Origin of the sequence: Mesorhizobium sp. ISC25 (genome assembly GCF_042295465.1) — a bacterium.
GTDB lineage: Bacteria > Pseudomonadota > Alphaproteobacteria > Rhizobiales > Rhizobiaceae > Mesorhizobium.
The window spans coordinates 5712599-5730709 of the sequence record NZ_CP135441.1 but is presented as its reverse complement, the minus strand read 5'-3'; the positions used below and the strand labels follow the sequence as shown (position 1 = coordinate 5730709).

The following is an 18111-nucleotide window of genomic DNA, read 5'->3' as shown; positions in this document are numbered from 1 at the left end:
GCGCGCAATTTTCGTTTCCGTAGCAATCGCCTGCCTGGAGCAGGCGGCCGGGTGGCAACGCTTGCCGGCTCTCCGCCTTTTGCTGCCTTGTCATCGATTTGATGGGGAATGCGGGGTTGTCTCGCGACTGTCCCAGCCTCCATACTGCCAAGGCGGCGGCTTTCGGGCGGCGCATGTCCGACATCGCAATTCCTGAAGGCGCTCCATAGACAATGCCGCATGACACGCCCCTAATCGCCACCATTGTCGCCGGTCTGGGGCTGGCTTTCGTCTTCGGCGCACTTGCCAACCGCTTCCGTGTCCCGCCGCTGGTAGGCTATCTCGTCGCCGGCGTTCTGGTTGGACCGAACACGCCGGGTTTCGTGGCCGATGCCGGCCTTGCCAATGAACTGGCCGAGATCGGCGTCATCCTGCTGATGTTCGGCGTCGGCCTGCATTTCTCGCTGAAGGACCTGTTGTCGGTCCGCGCCATCGCCGTGCCCGGCGCCATTGTGCAGATCGGCTTCGCGACAGCCCTTGGCGCCGGCCTTGCCTGGATGCTCGGCTGGTCGATGGGCGCGGGGCTGGTCTTCGGCCTGGCGCTTTCCGTGGCCTCGACGGTGGTGCTGTTGCGCGCCCTGCAGGAGCGGCGGCTGATCGAGACCGAGCGCGGCCGCATCGCCGTCGGGTGGCTGATCGTCGAGGATCTCGCCATGGTACTGGCGCTGGTGCTTTTGCCAGCATTGGCCGGCGTGCTCGGCGGCCAAGAGCAGGTGGAGGTGCACTCCAGCGGTCTGCTGTCGCTGCCGGCGAGCTACGGCGTCTGGGGCGTCGTCGGCATCACACTGGCCAAGGTCGCGGCCTTTGTCGTGGTCATGCTGGTGGTCGGCCGCCGGCTTATCCCCTGGATCCTGCACTACGTCGCCCATACCGGATCGCGCGAACTGTTCCGGCTGGCGGTGCTTGCGATAGCGCTTGGCGTCGCCTTCGGCGCGGCCAAGCTGTTTGGCGTGTCGCTGGCTCTCGGCGCTTTCTTCGCCGGCATGATCATGAGCGAATCCGAGCTCAGCCATCGCGCGGCCGAGGAATCGCTGCCGCTGCGCGACGCTTTTTCCGTGCTGTTCTTCGTCTCGGTCGGCATGTTGTTCGACCCGTTCAGCCTGATCAGCAATGGCTGGCCGATCCTGGCGACGCTGGCCATCATCGTTATCGGCAAGTCGCTGGCAGCCTTCGTCATCGTCGTCGTTTTCCGCTATCCGATCGCAACCGCGTTGATGATTTCGGCAAGCCTTGCCCAGATCGGCGAATTCTCGTTCATCCTTGCCGAACTCGGTGTCGGGCTGAAGCTGCTGCCCGAACAAGGCCGCGACCTCATCCTCGCCGGCGCCATCCTGTCGATCGTCCTCAATCCGCTGATGTTTCTTGCCGTCGACCGGATGAAGCCCTGGCTGGAAGCACGCGCCGGCAGGACGGCGCCGTCCGGCGAAGCAAGGCCGATCGGCCCGGCGACCGAACCCGGCCAGGTGGCTTCGGTCGCGGCGCCTGCGAAGGAGGATGGCCCACCGCCCAGGACGAGGCTGACGGGCCACACCATCCTGATCGGCTACGGCCGGGTCGGCAGCCTTGTCGGCACGGCGCTGAAGGCGGCCGCCCTGCCCTTCCTCGTCATCGAGGATGCCGACAAGATGTTGGCGAAGCTCAAGGCCGACGGCATCGAAACCGTGGCCGGCAACGCGGCGAATGGCGACGTGTTCGCCGCATCCAATCCCGACGGTGCGAAGCGGCTGATCCTGGCCATCCCCAACGCCTTCGAGGCCGGGCAGGTCGTGCTGCGCGCCCGCGCCGCCAATCCGGCAATCGAAATCATCGCCCGCGCCCATTCCGATGCCGAGGTCGAGCACCTCAAGGGCCTCGGCGCCGACACCGTCATCATGGGCGAACGCGAGATCGCCCGCGAGATCGTCGAAGTAGTGATCGGACATGCGACGGCACCGGCGGTACCGTTAGAGACAGCTGAGAAGTCGACCGCGTAAGCTCACCGCTCAAACGTGCTGGCCGCCATTGATGTGGATTTCCGAGCCGGTCACGTAAGACGCCTGCTGCGAGCACAGGAAGAAAATGATGTCGGCGACTTCCGCCGTGGTGCCGAGGCGCCTTAGCGGGATGGTCTCGACGATTTTTTCGGTGCCCGGCGACAGGATCGCGGTGTCGATCTCGCCCGGCGCAATGGCGTTGACGCGAATGCCGTGCGGTCCGAAATCATGCGCCATCTCGCGTGTCAGCGAGCCGAGTGCCGCCTTCGAGGTCGCGTAGGCGGTGCCGGCGAAAGGGTGCACGCGGGTGCCGGCGATCGAGGTGACATTGACGATCGAACCCTTGGCCGATGCCAGCTCCTTGAACAGTCCGCGCGCCAGCATGATCGGCGCGAAGAAATTCACCTGGAAGACGTCGCGCCAGACATGCATCGGCGTGTCGATCGAGTTCATGCGGCTGTTGCCGTCCTTGAGCTTCGGCGAGATGCCGGCATTGTTGACCAGCGCGTGCAACTGCCCGCCATGCGCCTCGAGCCGGTGGCGGATCTCGGAGATGGCGATGCCGACATCTTCCTGGTCGGCGAGGTCGACCTTGATGTGGTCTTCCGGGCCGGCCGGCCACGGGCAGTCCTCGGCAAAGGCCTGACGCGAGCAGGTGATGACGCGCCAGCCTTCGCGTGAAAAGCGCTTGACCGTGGCGTGGCCGATGCCGCGGCTGGCGCCGGTCAGCACGATCGTCTTTCTGGTGTCGGGTTCAGCCATGTCGCTTGTCTCCAGGCGGACATGTAGCGGAACATCGTCGCCGTTGCGAGGGGGATCGCCGCTCAGCCGCCTGTCAGAATGTCCAGGATCGAGGTCTGCCGCTTCTTGACCGGGCCGCCAACTTCGCCGGGCGGCACCGGATGCTTGATCGATCCGGTAGCGCTATCGACGCCCGGCATGGCCAGGCCGCCGGCATCGACCGTCTCGGCAGGACGCACGGGGCGCGAAGGCGACTGGGTAGCTGCTGCGGGCTGCGCCGATTGGCCAACGGAAGCGACCGGCGCCGGCGGCGCCGTATCGGACGGTATGTCGTCCGGGACGACGGTGTCGGGCGGCGTCGACTTCCAGGTTCCGGGCAGCGGCCTCACCGGCACGCCCTCATGCGCGGCGACCATGAACTCGTGCCAGGCCTGCGCCGGCAGTGCGCCGCCGGTGACCTTCTTCATCGCGCTGCCGTCATCATTGCCGAACCAGACGCCGGTGGTCAGATTGGCGGTATAGCCGATGAACCAGGCGTCGCGCGAATTCTGGCTGGTGCCGGTCTTGCCGGCCGCCGGCCAGGCGAACGCCGCCTTCCTGGCCGTGCCGATCTCGACCGTGCCGGTCATCATCGAGTTCATCATGCCGACGACATCGGGCTTGACGACCCGCGGCGCACCGCCGCCATTGTTTTCGTAGAGCACCTTGCCGTCGCTCGTCGTGACCCGGCGGATAAAATGGATGTCCGGCTTATAGCCGCCATTGGCGAAGGGAACGTAGGCCGAGGTCAGTTCCAGCGGCGTCACTTCCGAGGTGCCGAGTGCGATCGAGGTGTTGGCCGTCAGCTCGGACTGGATGCCCATGCGGTGCGCCGCCTCGACCACCGCATTCGGCCCGACTTCCATGGTCAGCTGCGCGGCAACCGAGTTCAGCGATTTTGCCAGCGCCGTCGCCAGCGTCACCTTGCCGAAATACTTGCCGCCATAATTGTCGGGCGTCCAGTTGCCGATCTTGATCGGCGCGTCATTGCGCACGCTGTCCGGCGTACGGCCGGATTCCAGCGCCGCCATATAGACGAACGGCTTGAACGCCGAACCCGGCTGGCGGCGTGCTTCCGAGGCGCGGTCGAACTGGCTGGTCGAATAATCATAACCGCCGACCATGGCGCGCACCGCGCCGGAATTGTCGATCGACACCAGCGCGCCCTGGCTGACATTGAGCTTCTTGCCGCTCTGGTCGATCAGCCGGCGGATCGATTGCTCGGCGAGCTTCTGCAGCGTCAGGTCGACAGTCGTGTCGACAACGATGTCGCGGCGCACGTCGCCGATCAGGTCGGGCAGTTCTTCCATGATCGTGTCGGCGACATAGTTTTCCGAGCCGGTCCAGTAGGACGGCGCGCGCGTCGCCGGCGCGCTCATCGCCGTGGTCATCTCCTTGGCGCTGATCTTGCCCTCGTCGCGCATCGCGGCGAGAACCAGCTGCGAGCGTTGCTCGGCCGCTTTTGGGTCGCGCGCCGGCGATAGCCGCGACGGCGCCTTGAGCAGGCCGGCGAGAAGTGCGGCCTCCGACAGCGTGACATCGCGCGCGCTCTTGCCGAAATAGCGGCGCGAGGCCGCTTCGACGCCATAGGCGCCGGAGCCGAAATAAACCCGGTTGAGGTACATTTCGAGGATCTGGTCCTTCGTATGCTTGTGCTCCAGCCACAGCGCCAAGAGCACTTCCTGCACCTTGCGTTCCAGGGTGCGGTCCGGCGTCAGGAACAGGTTCTTGGCCAATTGCTGGGTCAGCGTCGAACCGCCCTGCGAAAAATGCCCGCCCAGCACATTGGTCGCCATGGCCCGGGAAAGGCCGATCGGGTCGATGCCGAAATGCGAATAGAAGCGGCGGTCCTCGATGGCGATGACGGCCTCGGGAATATAGGGCGACATTTCGTGCAGGCCGACGGCTTCGCCGCCGCTCATGCCGCGATTGCCAAGCAGCTGGCCATCGACCGAGACGATCTTGATGTTGGGGGCGCGGTCGGGAATGGCCCAGGTGGTGGCCGCCGGCATTTTCGCGCCGTAATAGACGACGATGCCGGCAGTGGCGATGCCGCCCCAGATGGCCAGCACGAAGCACCAGTAGAACAGCCGGCCAAGCACGCCGAACAGGCCGCGCCGGCCTTTGCCGCGCCCGCCGCGTGACGGCCTGGCATTGGACGATTTGCGCTTTGCAGCGGCTTTTCGATTGCTCGGCACGACGCGGTCCTCCTCGCTCACCGAAAAACCGGCCGAGGATCTCGCCCCCGGCGATGCCTCGAAGCTGGGCTCGATGCGGCTGTCTTTCCGGTTCGCCATGCGCTGTGCTGTCTTCCCCATGCCTATGGCGTTCGGGTTGAAGACTAGATGCGGCGATTTAAGGGCGGGTTAAGTCGGGAAAAATCGACGTAAACTGTATTCAATCGCTTGCGAAGCCGGCGCGGCCCGCGACAGCGCCAAAGCCCGAAATGAAAAACCCGCCCTCGGCGGGCGGGTCGTTGGAGCCAATGAGCACCATAGCCAAATTAGTAGCATAGCTGCCGGCACAAAGCAAGAACAAAATACGCTTCGCCTCAGAATAATCACTTCAGGTCGACGGTTGCGACAACCCTCAGTCGTCGGCGTCCGGGTCGTCGGAGGCGGGTCGCCAGCTGATTGGCTCGATCTTCCTTTGCGTATGGCCGTCGGTATAGGCCCACCAGCCGGCGTCGCTTTCGTCCCAGTCGCCGCCGGCCGCTTTCAGCCGGTCGAGCGAGCGGTATTGCGCGATGCTCTCGTTCATCACACCGTTGCTGTCCTGCCAATAGACGGTGATCTTGGAACCGTCCTTCGGTGCCGTTTCGATTGATTTTCGCGCAGCCATTTCAATTCCTCCCGGCCGACGGCGTTAGTGCCAGAAGGCCATTAGCTGTGGGCGAAGATATCCTCTTCATCCCAGCCCATCAGGTCGAGTTTCGCACGCGTCGGCAGGAAGCGGAAGCAGGCATCGGCCTCCCTGGTCCGGTTGTCGCGCGCCAATCGCGCGCTCAGCACGTCGCGCAGCCGGTGCAGGTAGAGCACGTCGGAGGCGGCATATTCGAGCTGCTCGGGCGACAGCGTCTCGGCCGCCCAGTCCGATGATTGCTGCGCTTTCGACAGGCCGACCCCGAGAAGCTCGAAGCAGATGTCCTTCAGCCCGTGCCGGTCGGTGTAGGTGCGCGTCAGCCGCGACGCAATCTTGGTGCAGAACACCGGCTCCGGCATGACGCCGAACGCGTTGTAGAGCACGGCGAGGTCGAAGCGGCCGTAATGGAAGAGCTTGGTGATGCTGCGGTTCTTGAGCAGGCTGACAAGGTTCGGCGCCTTCTTCTGGCCGGGCGCGATCTGGATGACGTCGGCCGAGCCGTCGCCCGGCGAGATCTGCACGACGCAGAGCCGGTCGCGATGCGGGTTCAGCCCCAGCGTCTCGGTGTCGATGGCGACCGCCCCGACATCGTAATGCAGCAGGCCGGGCAGATCGTTTTTGTGGAAACGTATGTCGCTCATCGTCTTCTCCGGTCGCGGCCCCGTGCAGCGATGCGCGACGGACCATGCCCGTCCTTGCCGCGATCCGGCGAAAAATCAACAAAAACTTGAGTCTGGCGCAATTTCAGCGTGTCAGCGCGTCGAGAATGCGCGCCCAGGAGCGCTGGCCCTTGTGAAAGGAGCTCATCTCGTACTTCTCGTTCGGCGAGTGGATGCGGTCGTCGTCGAGGCCGAAACCGACCAGCAGCGATTCCATGCCGAGATAGGTCTGGAAATCGCCGACCACCGGGATCGAGCCGCCGCTGCCGGTCACCACCGCCGGCTTCGGCCACTCGTCGGACAGCGCCTGCTTGGCCTTGGCGAGGAAGGGCGAGTCGTAGGAAAGCTGGATTGCCGGCGAGCCGCCATGCGGATGGAATTCGACCGAGCAGTCGGCCGGAACCCGCTGCCTGACAAATGCCTGGAAGGCGGCGCGGATTTTTTCCGGATCCTGTTTGTGAACGAGGCGGAAGGAGACTTTTGCCGAGGCCTGCGCGGCGATCACCGTCTTGAAGCCCTTGCCGGTATAGCCGCCGATGATGCCGTTGAACTCGGCCGTCGGGCGGGCCCAGGTCAGTTCGAGCACCGAGCGGCCCGTTTCGCCGGACGGGATCGACAGGCCAATCGGGCCGAGGAAGGTCTCGGCGGTCTCGCCGAGCGACAGCCACGACTGCAATATCTGCGACGGCGTTTCCTCGACGCCGTCATAGAAACCCGGAATGGTGACGTGGCCGTCCGCATCGTGGATGTCGGCCAGGATTTTTGCCAGGATACGGATCGGATTGGCGGCCGCACCGCCATAGAGCCCGGAATGCAGGTCGCGGTCGGCGGCCGTCACCGTGATCTCCTCGCCGACCAGCCCGCGCAGCGAGACGCAGATCGATGGCGTATCGCGGTCCCACATGCCGGTGTCGCAGACCAGCGCGAAATCGGCCTTGAGCTCATCCGCATTCGCCTCGAGAAACGGTTTCAGCGACGGCGATCCGGACTCCTCCTCGCCCTCGAACAGGATCGTGATTCGGCACGGCAATCCGCCATGCACCTGCTTCCACGCGCGGCAGGCCTCGACGAAGGTCATCAGTTGGCCCTTGTCGTCGGCCGCGCCGCGGCCGGTGATCACCTTGTGGCCGGGCTCGACCTCCTTGACCGCCGGCGCGAACGGGTCGCTTTCCCACAGCTCGATCGGATCGACCGGCTGGACGTCGTAATGGCCGTAAAACAACAGATGCGGCGCGCCCGCCGGCCCATCGTGATGCGCGACCACCATCGGATGCCCCGGCGTGTCGCGCACACTGGCGTCGAAGCCGATCAGCTTGAGCTCGGCGACCAGCCATTCGGCGGCCTTGCGGCAGTCGGCGGCGTAGTCCGGATCGGTGGAGATCGACTTGATGCCGAGCAGACCGAACAGGCGTTCGAGGCTCTGGTCGAAGTTCTTGTCGAGGCGGTCAAGGACAGGGGAAACTGCGGACATCTGGTGGGCCTTTCGATTCTGGCGGCGAATCTAGAGCCCATGCGGCGAAACGGAAAGCCCGCGATCGTTGGGCCACAGCTTCCTGTCGAAAGGCAAAAAAATGCCGCCGTGGTGGAGGGGAACCACGGCGGCCTTACTCGAAACGATGCGGCAGCCCGGAGAGGGGGATAGGCTGCCGCAAGTGTCCGGGATAGGCGGGGGACGGGCCTTGCTCCGGACTTCGGCGAAAACTGCCGATGGCGTTTATTTGTGTCTGCGAACGTGGCGATTCAAGGGCACAAAAATTACACTTTTGTAACATAGGCGTGAGCGAACAAAGCTCCGGCCAAGCCGCCATGGCCGGCCAAGCTCGCACGCCATTTGTCAGGGTGTTGCCGGAACCCTTGGCGCAAGCCGCCTTTGGCATGGACCGCGGCGCTGCGCCGCGCTATCCCTCGTGCCATGAAAAAAGGCGATCATCTCTTCCTTGTCGACGGCTCCGGCTACATCTTCCGTGCCTATCACGCGCTCCCGCCACTGTCCCGCAAGTCCGACGGGCTGCCGACCAGTGCCGTGCTCGGTTTCTGCAACATGGTCTGGAAGCTGACGCAGGACGCCCGCAACACCGATGTCGGCATCGTGCCGACGCATTTCGCCGTGATTTTCGACTATTCGTCGAAAACCTTCCGCAACGACCTCTACCCCGAATACAAGGCCAACCGCTCGGCGCCGCCGGAAGATTTGATCCCGCAATTCGGCCTGATCCGCCAGGCGACCAGGGCCTTCAACCTGCCATGCCTTGAGACGGAAGGCTACGAGGCCGATGACCTGATCGCCACCTATTGCCGGCTTGCCTGCGAAGCCGGCGCCGACACCACCATCATCTCTTCCGACAAGGACCTGATGCAACTGGTTGGCCCAACGGTTGCCATGTACGACCCGATGAAGGACCGCCAGATCGGCGTTCCCGAGGTGATCGACAAATGGGGCGTGCCGCCGCAGAAGATGATCGACCTGCAGGCGCTGACCGGCGATTCGGTCGACAATGTGCCGGGCGTGCCCGGCATCGGGCCGAAGACGGCGGCGCAATTGCTCGAACAGTTCGGCGACCTCGATACGCTGCTCGCCCGCGCCGGCGAGATCAAGCAAGACAAGCGGCGCGAATCGATCATCGCCAATGCCGACAAGGCGCGCATCTCGCGTGACCTGGTGACGCTGAAGAACGACGTGCCGGTGACCGAGGGGCTCGACGAGTTCGTGTTGCACGAGCCGGACGGCCCCAGGCTGATCGGCTTTCTCAAGACCATGGAATTCTCGACGCTGACCCGCCGCGTGGCCGAAACGACCGGAACGGACGCGGGCGACGTTGCGGCCACTCCCGTCACGATAGAGCGTGCCGATACCGCGCATGGCCCCGATATGCGTTTTGGCGTGCCCGCGGCCGCCGAGAGCGCACCGCCGTCGGACGAAGCGGCACTCGAAGCCCCGGCCGCAGTCAAGCAAGGCGACACCCCATCCCTGCTTTCGGCGCTTCGCCTGGAGGCTGCCACCGCCCGCAAGATCGACACCGGCGCCTACGCCTGCATCCGCGACGCCGCGACGCTGAAGGTCTGGATAGCCGAGGCGATGGAGAGAGGCATCGTCGCGTTCGACGTTAAGACCTCCTCGCCGGATCCGATGCGGGCCGAACTGATCGGCCTTGCCATGGCCGTCGCGCCCGGCCATGCCGCCTACGTGCCGCTTGCCCACAAGAACGGCAATGGCGACCTGCTCGGCGGCGGCGCGGTCGAAAACCAGATCCCGATCCGCGACGCGCTGGCGTTGCTCAAGCCGCTGCTCGAGGACAAATCCGTCCTCAAGATCGTGCACGACATGAAATACCGCCTTGTCGTCATGAGCCGTCACGGCATCGAAATCGGCCCCTATGACGACACCATGCTGATCTCCTACGTGCTCGACGCCGGAACCCATGGTGGCCATGGCCTTGAGGCGCTGGCCGACAAATGGCTCGGCCACGCGACCATTCCGCTGAAGGAACTGGCCGGTTCGGGAAGAAGCTTCGTCGGCCTCGACCAGGCCGACCTCGGCAAGGCGACCGCTTACGGCGCCGAGCACGCCGACGTCGCGCTCAGGCTCTGGCAGGTGCTGAAGCCGCGGCTTGCCGCCAAGGGCCTGGTCTCGGTCTATGAACGGCTGGAACGGCCGCTGGTGCCGGTTTTGGCGCGGATGGAACAGCGCGGCATCTCAGTCGACCGGCAGATCCTGTCGCGGCTCTCCGGCGAACTGGCACAGGGTGCCGCACGGCTCGAGGACGAGATCTATCAGCTGGTCGGCGAGCGCATCAACATCGGCTCGCCAAAACAGCTCGGCGACATCCTGTTCGGCAGGATGGGCCTGCCCGGCGGTTCTAAAACCAAGACCGGCCAGTGGTCGACCTCGGCGCAGCTTCTCGAAGACCTCGCCGCCGAAGGCCACGAATTGCCACGCAAGATCGTCGACTGGCGCCAGCTGACCAAATTGAAATCGACCTATACCGATGCGCTGCCCGGGTTCATCCATCCCGACACCAAGCGCGTCCACACCTCCTACGCGCTTGCCGCGACGACGACCGGGCGGCTGTCGTCCTCGGACCCCAATCTGCAGAACATTCCGGTGCGCACCGTCGAGGGCCGAAAGATCAGGACGGCCTTCATCGCCGACAAGGGCAACAAGCTGGTATCCGCCGACTACAGCCAGATCGAATTGCGCGTGCTGGCCCACGTCGCCGAAATCCCGCAGCTCAAGCAGGCCTTCGCCGACGGCGCCGACATCCACGCGATTACCGCGTCTGAAATGTTCAACGTGCCGGTCGAGGGCATGCCTTCGGAAGTGCGCCGCCGCGCCAAGGCGATCAATTTCGGCATCATCTACGGCATTTCGGCCTTCGGCCTCGCCAACCAGCTGTCGATCGCGCGCGAAGAAGCCGGCGACTACATCAAGAAATATTTCGAGCGTTTCCCCGGCATCCGCGACTATATCGATGCGACCAAGGCCTATGCCCGCGAGCACGGCTTCGTCGAAACCATTTTTGGCCGCCGCATCCACTATCCGGAGATCAGATCGTCAAACCCGTCGGTCCGCGCGTTCAACGAGCGCGCCTCGATCAACGCACGCCTGCAGGGCACCGCCGCCGACATCATCCGCCGCGCCATGATCCGCATGGACGAGGCGCTGGAAAAGGCCAAGCTTTCTGCCCGCATGCTGCTGCAGGTGCATGACGAGCTGGTTTTCGAGACGGTCGAAGCCGAGGTCGAGGCGACGATTCCCGTCGTCTGCCACGTCATGGAGAACGCCGCCATGCCGGCGGTATCGATGTCGGTGCCCCTGCACGTCGACGCCCGCGCCGCCAACAATTGGGAAGAGGCGCATTAACGTCCCGCGGCCGATCAACTGCAATCTGTAGCGATTCGTCGCGCCCCCCTCTGTCCTGCCGGACATCTCCCCCACGAGGGGGGAAATTGGCAGCTTGGGCGCTGCGCACCATCGATTGGAAGTGGCAAACGCCGGGATGTTAGCCGATCTCCCCCCATGTGGGGGAGATGTCCGGCAGGACAGAGGGGGGCGCTGTCCCGCCAGCATCTCGCGGCTTAGTAAGCCCTCAAGCCGCCTCGGCCAAACACTTCGCACAAGTCCCGCGGAATTCGATCACCGCCTTCTTGGCGGCGAAGCCGGTCGAGCGCACCCATTCGTCGAGCCGGTGGCCGACATCGTGGTCGGAGAACTCGGTCACCTGGCCGCAGGTGTCGCAGATGGCAAACGCCGTCATCGAATGGCTGTGGTCGTGCGGCTCGGCGCAGGCGACGAATGAATTGAGGCTTTCGAGCCTGTGCACGAAGCCGGATTTCACCAGCGTGTCGAGCGCCCGGTAGACCTGCAGCGGCGCGCGAAAGCCGCGCTCGCGCAATTGGTCGAGCAACGTATAGGCGCTGAGCGGGCCGCTGGCGGCCTCGAGTTTCTCGAGAACGCAAAGCTGGTTCTTCGTCAGTACATCCCTTGCCGCCATGATCCTGTTCCAACCCGCTTCGTGCCGATCACTGCCATTTCGCATGCGATCGGACCACTTCCACTGAGATAGCGACGAACTGCCATTTTTGCTACTGTTTCTATTCGCAGCCGGTGATCGGCTGGCCGGCGGTGCCATATTCAAAATACTGACAAAATCGTCGGCGAGGCTGGCCGTGCTTGGAAATTCGATCGGGCTTGGGGAAGCAATCATGATCAAAGTGACGCGGCGGACGCTGCTTGCCGGCACGTCCGCGCTGGCCGCTGCCGGCCTGGTGCCGTTTCCGGCATTCGCAGCGGCGCGCACCTACCATGCGCTGCTTGTTGCCTGCACCGATTACCCGAACCTGCCGAAGAAAAACTGGCTGATCGGACCGAAGAACGATGCCGGCCTGGTGCGCGATTACCTCCTGAAGAACACGCCCGCGCCGGTGAAGTTTTCAGCCGAAAACGTCACGTTGCTCGCCAAGGATGTCGATGCCGCCAACGGACCGCCGACACATGCGGCGATCAAGGCGGCGTTGGCCGACCTTGCCGCCAAGGTCCAGCGCGACGATTTCGTCTACCTGCATCTGTCCGGTCACGGCGCGCAGCAGCCGGCGGCAAACAAGGGCGATGAGACCGACGGCCTCGACGAGATTTTCTTGCCGTCCGACATCGATAAATGGATCAACCGCGACAAGGGCGTGCCCAATGCGCTGGTCGACAACGAGATCGGCGCCGCGCTCGACGCCATCCGCGACAAGGGCGCCTTTATCTGGGCCGTGTTCGACTGCTGCCATTCCGGCACGGCGACGCGCGCCGCCGAGGTCGACGACGAGGCGGAACGCAAGGTCGAGTTCGCCGATCTGGTCGGCGGCGACGACGCCGCCAGGGCGGCTGCGGTGAAAGCCTATGACGGGATTGCGTCGGCCGCGCCGCGCGGCTTCGACGAGGACGGGCAGCGCAAGCCGGCCTTCAAGCTGACGCCGACCGGCGCCGAGTCGACCACCAAGGGTAAATTGGTCGCCTTCTACGCGGCGCAGACGGTGGAGACGACACCTGAGATGCCGCTGCCCAAGGGCACGGCCGATGCGCCGCGTTTCGGGCTGTTCACCTTCACCATCCTGTCGAAACTGGCCGAGAATCCCAACATCACCTACCGCCAGCTCGGCCAGGCCGTGCTGCAGCAATATTCGGCGGACGGTCGCACCCGGCCGACGCCGCTGTTCGAGGGAGAACTCGATGCACGCGTCTTCGGCACCGACAAGACCGACGCGGTCATGCAATGGCCGATCGTCATCGAGAGCGACAAAGCCACGATCGGCGCCGGACTGCTGCATCGACTCACCCCCGGCAGCAGGCTCGGAATATTGCCGTCGGCGCTGTCGCCGCTGTCCGAGGCGCTTGGTTATCTCCAGGTGCAGTCGGCGAAGAACCTGGAAAGCCGGGTCAAGCCGGTCGAGTTCGGCGGCAAGCCGGCGCTCAAGCTGGCCGACATCCCCGCCAATGCCTATGCCCGGCTGGCCGAGCTCGCCGTCGACTACAAGCTCGTGGTCGCGCGGCCGGCGGCGACCAAAGGCCTCGAGAAAGAGGCTGCGCTGGCGAACTCGGTTCTCGACGATCTGGCGGCCAGGGAGAACTCAGGGTTCCACATCGCGCTGGTCGAGCCGGGCAAGAGCGCGGATCTGCGTCTCGCCGTGCTGCGCGAGAACGCCATTGCCGGCGCCGCAGAAGATGCCACCGACACGCCGGCGCTGTGGTTCCTGCCGGCTTCGGGCGACATGACGCTCAAGGACGGCAGCAAGCCGCCGATGATCGTCATTCATCCGGATGGCCGCAAAAAGGTGATCGACGCCGCGGCCCGGAATCTGACGAAAATCTTCCGCGCCATCGGCCTGTCGAGGCTGGCCGCCGCTTCCGATTATCGGCCGGAAGAGGTCAGTGTCGAGTTCCGGATCAAGCGTTTCGACAGCGACACGCTGCAGCCGATCGAACCGTCGACGGTGCCGCGTGTTTCGCCAGACGATCAGGTGCACGTGCTGGCCAGGAACGGCTCGACCAACCTGGTCGACATCAACGTGCTCTATGTCGGCTCCGACTATTCCATCCAGCATTTTCTTGCCGAGCGCCTGACCGAAGGCGCCGTGCTCGAGGAAGGCCTGTTCAAATTCACCGATACCAGCTTCGGTATGGAGCGGATGATCGCCGTCTTGACCGAAGCGCCGCCGCAGAGCGAGAAGCAGGATCTGAGCTTCCTGGCGCAAGAGGGCGTTGTCTCGGTAACGCGCGGACTGGGACAGCCAAGCTTCTCCGATATGCTGGCCGATATCGGCATGGCGCCGGCGACGCGATCGGCCATGCGGCTCACCGACGACAAGGGGTCGAAGGGCGCCGTGATGATCTTCCCGATGGAGACGGTGCCGCGCGCCTGAAGCGGGATCAAGTGCCCGGCCGGGCCTCTTGCCTGATCGGCTGATAATGAACATTCTTCGACCGCCGCTGTCGGCGGCCGAACGGAACGGATGAGGCGTTCGTGAACAGGATCGTATTTTCGTGGCGCGCAACAACCGCCGGCCTTGTCGCCGGGCTATTGTTGGCCGCCAATGCCTCGGCGGACGAGGCTTGTGGCCTCTGCGCCAAGGAGGTCGTCATCAACTCCGAGCTGGCGAGCTGCTTTCTCGACCAGTACGACCAGATCGCCAAGACCGGCAACACCGCCGTCGTCGTCGATCTCAGCAGCTGCACCTCACGCGGCGTGGTCGAACCATTGCCGTCGCCGGGCAAGGCGCAGGTGGCGCCTGACGTGCAGTTCATCGTATCGCGCACACAGCTGGATTGCCTGAAGAAGAAGCTGGAGACGCCGGGCATCGTGCTCGACCCGTCCGCCACCATAGAACTGGACAGCTGCGGATGACGAGAGCGGGGGGCAACGAAACACAGCAGGCAGTGTCAGCGCCGGCATTGGAAAAGAAGCCGGTGTCACTGCCGGAAACCGTCGAAGGCCTGCCGTGGGTAAGCAATCACGAGGTCAAGAAAGAGGCGAACCCGTTCACCGATCGCGACTGGCGCATGCTCGTCTATGCCTGGTCCGGATTGCTGGTACGCCTGGCGATCATCTTCACCTTGATCTTTTCGGTCTACCAGTTCCTGGCAAACCAGGAGCAGAAGCGCGTCGAACAGACGATGTCGTTGGTCGAGCTCTGGGAAAGCAAGGATTACCAGCAGGCGCAACGGGCCCTCAAGCAACGTCTGGCGGCGCTCAACGCCAAATACGGCAATCTGCTCAGCGCCAATCCGACGCCGACCGAGGAACAGGTGTTCAGACAGCGCATCGGCATCGAAGCGATGAGCGCTACCGGCGGCGACATGCCGCTGGCCGAGTTCAGCGATAATTTCGACCGCATCGTCTATTTCCTCAACCGCCTTTCCTTCTGCGTCGAAGGCAGGCTGTGCTCGCGCGAGGTCGCCGACTCCTATTTCCGCGACTATGCCGCTTCGTTCTGGAGCTATTTTGCCGGCTATATCGACAAGGAGCGCAAGGCCGGCTCGCCGACTTTTGCCCTGCCGATCGAGAACTATGTGCGCCAGGCGCCAGCCTCGGCCCAGTCCAGATAATCCCCGAAAATGCGAAAGCCGGCGACGGAAACGTTCCGCCGCCGGCTGGTTTTCCGTGACGATCGCGGCCGAAATTCTGCACGCCTATTTGTACAGGCTGTTGATCCACTGGACGTTGATGGCGTTCAGGCGCACGGCGGTATTGGCATCTGGGCTCTCGGCCACGTTCACGCCGGTGATGACGCGCTGCTTGGAGCCATTGTCATAGGCATAGACCGAGCTGCCGCTCGATCCTGGATACGTGTCGCAGTCGTACTGGAAATACTCGGTGGCGATGTTTTCGGCGCGCACTTCGCAGGTCGCCTTCCACATCGTGCCCATCGGCTTGTCGCCGGGATAGCCGATGATGTTGGCGGTGAAATCGCCGAGATCCACGTAATTGGCATAGCCCAGCCAGCCGAGATTGGTGCCGACATCCTGTTTCAGAGTAACGATGCCGAGATCCCACGGCACGACCGAGCCGTAAAAGCCCTGGTAATTGTCGATGAAGCCCTGGACGATATAGGCGCTTTCATAGGTGAAGGCGCCGAACGGTGCGTCGTCGGCGGTCTTGCCGTTGAGAGCCGGCACGAACAGGATGTCGTCCAGCCAGGCCTTGTCTTCGTGGCTGTAGAGGCAGTGCGCCGCGGTGAGCACCGTGCGCGGGCCGATCAGCGTCGCTGAGCAGCTGCCATAGCTGCCGCTCTTCGATTTGCCTTCGAGATAGCCGATCGCGGTGAACGGGTAGGTCTTGGTATTCTTGATCTGCTCGCGGTCGTCCGTGCCGAACACCTGGCGGCCGGCCTCTTCGCCTCCGTTCAGCCCGGAATTGTCGGACTTCTGCCCGTCGGCGGGCGCGTTCATTTCCTTGATGACAAGGTCCTTCAGCGTCTCGTTCGGGTCGATCTTGATGTCCTTGCCATCGGCGGAGCGGCCGACGATGCCATAGGATTTGACAGCCGTTGCTTCGTCGGTGAGCGGCGCGGCGCGGTTGGCTTCGTCGTCGGTCAGTTTCGGCGGGGCGATCGGTTTCGCCCGGCCGGGCTTGTAATCGCCCGACGTTACGTCCCGCATGCTTTCACCGTTGCCGGCATTGGCGGAACCTGGATCGGCAGCCAAGGCAGGAACCGCCCACATTGCGGTGGAAAGCAACGCGGACGCAATAATGCACTGTGTCAGTTTTGTCATGGTGAGACTCTCCCAAAAGTCAGCAAGGACTGGATCAAGATACAGAAATATTGTCGAGATCGTGGTGGCGCAGAAAAATGAAATTGGTTAGCGGTGCCTTTACCGGGCCATTATTCAGTGCAGCCAGTTTAGGTCCCCGCCAAAAATGCCTGCAACGGTATACTGCCTAAAATAATCCAACATTGGCAACGACAAATTGCTTCCACATAGCCCGTGGGGGGCTATAGGATTTTGGGCGGGTTTGGCTCGACAGCACGACTAGCAGAAGTGGTGCTCGGCTTTGTGACGGATCGTGCTTCGCCGTGGAGCATGATCTCACCGGCCGGTTCCATTTCAGTGGATCATGCGTCGGCGGCTGACCTGTCGGAACATCGTCTCAGGGGGGTTCGAGGTGAAGATCATCCATAGGTTCAGACCGATTGCCGCCGCCGCGCTGCTTGGCATCGCGGTGGCCGTGCCGATCGTCAATTCCGTTCATGCCGGGAACACGGCCGCCCGGCCGGAGGCGGCGATCTCGCCGATGAAACGCGTGGCCGAGGCCAGGGCAAAGGCCAGGGCGGAGAACCCCGACGGCGCCGATCGCGTCTACGGCGGCAAAGAGGCCGAGAAGGGCGCTTACCCGTTCCAGGTGGCGTTGCTGACCACCGGCAAACTGGACAAAAGCCCGGCCTCGCAGGCGAATGCGCAGTTCTGCGGCGGCAGCCTGATCGCGCCGCAATGGGTGCTGACGGCGGCGCACTGCCTCAATGACGATGGCGAGCCGATTTCGCCTGATGTGGTCACCGTGCTCACCGGCGCCACCGATCTCAGCGAGGGCAAGCGCTACAAGGCGGTGGAGATCATCGTCAACGAGGGCTATAGCGAGCAGACGCTGGACAACGATCTCGGCTTGATCCGTCTGGCCGAGCCGGCCAATGCCCCGACCATCAAAATTGCCCGTGAGCCGACCCCCGACGCCGGCAAAACGACGGTCACCGGCTGGGGCAAGATGCAGGACGGAACATTTCCCACCGCACTGATGGTCGCCGACCTGGACCTCCAGCCGAACGCAACCTGCAACAGCGGCATCAAGGCGATTTATGCGCATGATTTGAAGGCTGCGCTCGGCGAGCTCGCCCGCCGCATGCGTTATTCGGAAAGGGGCATCGAGGCAGCCGCCAACGCGATTGCAGCTGACATGGCCGATCCGCTGACCGGCAACATGATCTGCGCCGGCACCGCAAGCGGCGAGCGCGACGCCTGCAATGGCGACAGCGGCGGACCGCTGTTCATGACCGGCGCCGATGGTCCGGTGCAGGTCGGCGTCGTCAGCTGGGGCGAAGGTCCGGCCGACGGCAGCACCGCCTGCGGCCACAAGAACGCCTACGGCATCTACACGCGGCTGGCCAATTACACCGGCTGGATCGAGGAGAAGATGAATACGGCAGTGCCCGTACCCGCAGCGCCCAAGGCCCTCGGCACGGCGCAGAAGCCGGCCACGCCCTGACGGTGTCACTTGCTGAATGACGGCGGGAGCAATCCCGCCGTCTCGACATTTTCCGGC

Annotated in this window: 13 protein-coding genes; 6 read left to right on the top strand and 7 right to left on the bottom strand. The window is 63.9% G+C overall.

Features of this window, described 5'->3' with window-relative positions:
* Positions 1-212: 212 nt before the first annotated feature.
* Entirely contained in the window at positions 213-2012 is a 1800-nt protein-coding gene (locus tag RQ479_RS28205) for a cation:proton antiporter (protein ID WP_376703184.1), read from the top strand.
* A gap of 9 nt (positions 2013-2021) precedes the next feature.
* On the opposite strand, the gene RQ479_RS28200 is transcribed toward RQ479_RS28205, so the two are convergent.
* The 5 genes from RQ479_RS28200 to RQ479_RS28180 all read right to left on the bottom strand — a co-directional run bounded on the left by RQ479_RS28200 (position 2022) and on the right by RQ479_RS28180 (position 7784).
* Positions 2022-2774, bottom strand: a complete 753-nt coding sequence (locus RQ479_RS28200; RefSeq protein WP_023718933.1) for an SDR family NAD(P)-dependent oxidoreductase — start codon at positions 2772-2774, stop codon at positions 2022-2024.
* A 62-nt stretch (positions 2775-2836) separates the two neighbouring features.
* The gene (locus RQ479_RS28195) at positions 2837-5089 is read right to left on the bottom strand and encodes a transglycosylase domain-containing protein (RefSeq protein ID WP_376703183.1); all 2253 of its coding nucleotides are present in this window, start codon (positions 5087-5089) and stop codon (positions 2837-2839) included.
* Positions 5090-5381: 292 nt separating this feature from the next.
* On the bottom strand, positions 5382-5633 hold the full coding sequence (locus tag RQ479_RS28190) for a hypothetical protein (RefSeq protein ID WP_376703182.1): 252 nt from the start codon (positions 5631-5633) through the stop codon (positions 5382-5384).
* Between the two features lie 41 nt (positions 5634-5674).
* Entirely contained in the window at positions 5675-6295 is a 621-nt protein-coding gene (locus tag RQ479_RS28185; RefSeq protein WP_023675237.1) for a ribonuclease D, read from the bottom strand.
* A gap of 103 nt (positions 6296-6398) precedes the next feature.
* The gene (locus RQ479_RS28180; protein ID WP_376703181.1) at positions 6399-7784 is read right to left on the bottom strand and encodes a M20/M25/M40 family metallo-hydrolase; all 1386 of its coding nucleotides are present in this window, start codon (positions 7782-7784) and stop codon (positions 6399-6401) included.
* A gap of 441 nt (positions 7785-8225) precedes the next feature.
* On the opposite strand from RQ479_RS28180, the gene polA reads away from it, so the two are divergent.
* Positions 8226-11174, top strand: coding sequence for a DNA polymerase I (gene polA, locus RQ479_RS28175; protein ID WP_376703180.1), 2949 nt, complete (start codon positions 8226-8228; stop codon positions 11172-11174).
* 226 nt (positions 11175-11400) lie between these two features.
* Here the strand turns inward: polA and RQ479_RS28170 are convergent, their stop codons facing one another.
* Complete coding sequence (locus RQ479_RS28170; protein WP_023675234.1) at positions 11401-11805, bottom strand: Fur family transcriptional regulator; 405 nt, start codon at positions 11803-11805, stop codon at positions 11401-11403.
* 211 nt (positions 11806-12016) lie between these two features.
* On the opposite strand from RQ479_RS28170, the gene RQ479_RS28165 reads away from it, so the two are divergent.
* From RQ479_RS28165 to RQ479_RS28155, 3 genes are all read left to right on the top strand, one after another.
* Positions 12017-14218, top strand: a complete 2202-nt coding sequence (locus RQ479_RS28165) for a caspase family protein (protein ID WP_376703179.1) — start codon at positions 12017-12019, stop codon at positions 14216-14218.
* A gap of 101 nt (positions 14219-14319) precedes the next feature.
* Entirely contained in the window at positions 14320-14700 is a 381-nt protein-coding gene (locus RQ479_RS28160) for a hypothetical protein (RefSeq protein ID WP_376703178.1), read from the top strand.
* Entirely contained in the window at positions 14697-15401 is a 705-nt protein-coding gene (locus RQ479_RS28155; RefSeq protein ID WP_376703177.1) for a hypothetical protein, read from the top strand. The genes RQ479_RS28160 and RQ479_RS28155 overlap by 4 nt, the downstream gene beginning before the upstream one ends.
* A gap of 84 nt (positions 15402-15485) precedes the next feature.
* On the opposite strand, the gene RQ479_RS28150 is transcribed toward RQ479_RS28155, so the two are convergent.
* Positions 15486-16568 carry a trypsin-like serine peptidase gene (locus tag RQ479_RS28150; protein ID WP_376703176.1) on the bottom strand — a complete coding sequence of 361 codons (1083 nt, stop codon included), beginning with the start codon at positions 16566-16568 and terminating at the stop codon, positions 15486-15488.
* Between the two features lie 391 nt (positions 16569-16959).
* On the opposite strand from RQ479_RS28150, the gene RQ479_RS28145 reads away from it, so the two are divergent.
* Positions 16960-18054 carry a S1 family serine peptidase gene (locus tag RQ479_RS28145; protein WP_376703175.1) on the top strand — a complete coding sequence of 365 codons (1095 nt, stop codon included), beginning with the start codon at positions 16960-16962 and terminating at the stop codon, positions 18052-18054.
* Positions 18055-18111: the final 57 nt, after the last annotated feature.

What these genes read in the sequence shown, in the direction of transcription:
- RQ479_RS28205 (WP_376703184.1), top strand. Translation starts at nt 213, where the DNA reads ATGCCGCATGACACGCCCCTAATCGCCACCATTGTCGCCGGTCTGGGG.
- RQ479_RS28200 (WP_023718933.1), bottom strand. Translation starts at nt 2,774, where the DNA reads ATGGCTGAACCCGACACCAGAAAGACGATCGTGCTGACCGGCGCCAGC.
- RQ479_RS28195 (WP_376703183.1), bottom strand. Translation starts at nt 5,089, where the DNA reads ATGGCGAACCGGAAAGACAGCCGCATCGAGCCCAGCTTCGAGGCATCG.
- RQ479_RS28190 (WP_376703182.1), bottom strand. Translation starts at nt 5,633, where the DNA reads ATGGCTGCGCGAAAATCAATCGAAACGGCACCGAAGGACGGTTCCAAG.
- RQ479_RS28185 (WP_023675237.1), bottom strand. Translation starts at nt 6,295, where the DNA reads ATGAGCGACATACGTTTCCACAAAAACGATCTGCCCGGCCTGCTGCAT.
- RQ479_RS28180 (WP_376703181.1), bottom strand. Translation starts at nt 7,784, where the DNA reads ATGTCCGCAGTTTCCCCTGTCCTTGACCGCCTCGACAAGAACTTCGAC.
- polA (WP_376703180.1), top strand. Translation starts at nt 8,226, where the DNA reads ATGAAAAAAGGCGATCATCTCTTCCTTGTCGACGGCTCCGGCTACATC.
- RQ479_RS28170 (WP_023675234.1), bottom strand. Translation starts at nt 11,805, where the DNA reads ATGGCGGCAAGGGATGTACTGACGAAGAACCAGCTTTGCGTTCTCGAG.
- RQ479_RS28165 (WP_376703179.1), top strand. Translation starts at nt 12,017, where the DNA reads ATGATCAAAGTGACGCGGCGGACGCTGCTTGCCGGCACGTCCGCGCTG.
- RQ479_RS28155 (WP_376703177.1), top strand. Translation starts at nt 14,697, where the DNA reads ATGACGAGAGCGGGGGGCAACGAAACACAGCAGGCAGTGTCAGCGCCG.
- RQ479_RS28150 (WP_376703176.1), bottom strand. Translation starts at nt 16,568, where the DNA reads ATGACAAAACTGACACAGTGCATTATTGCGTCCGCGTTGCTTTCCACC.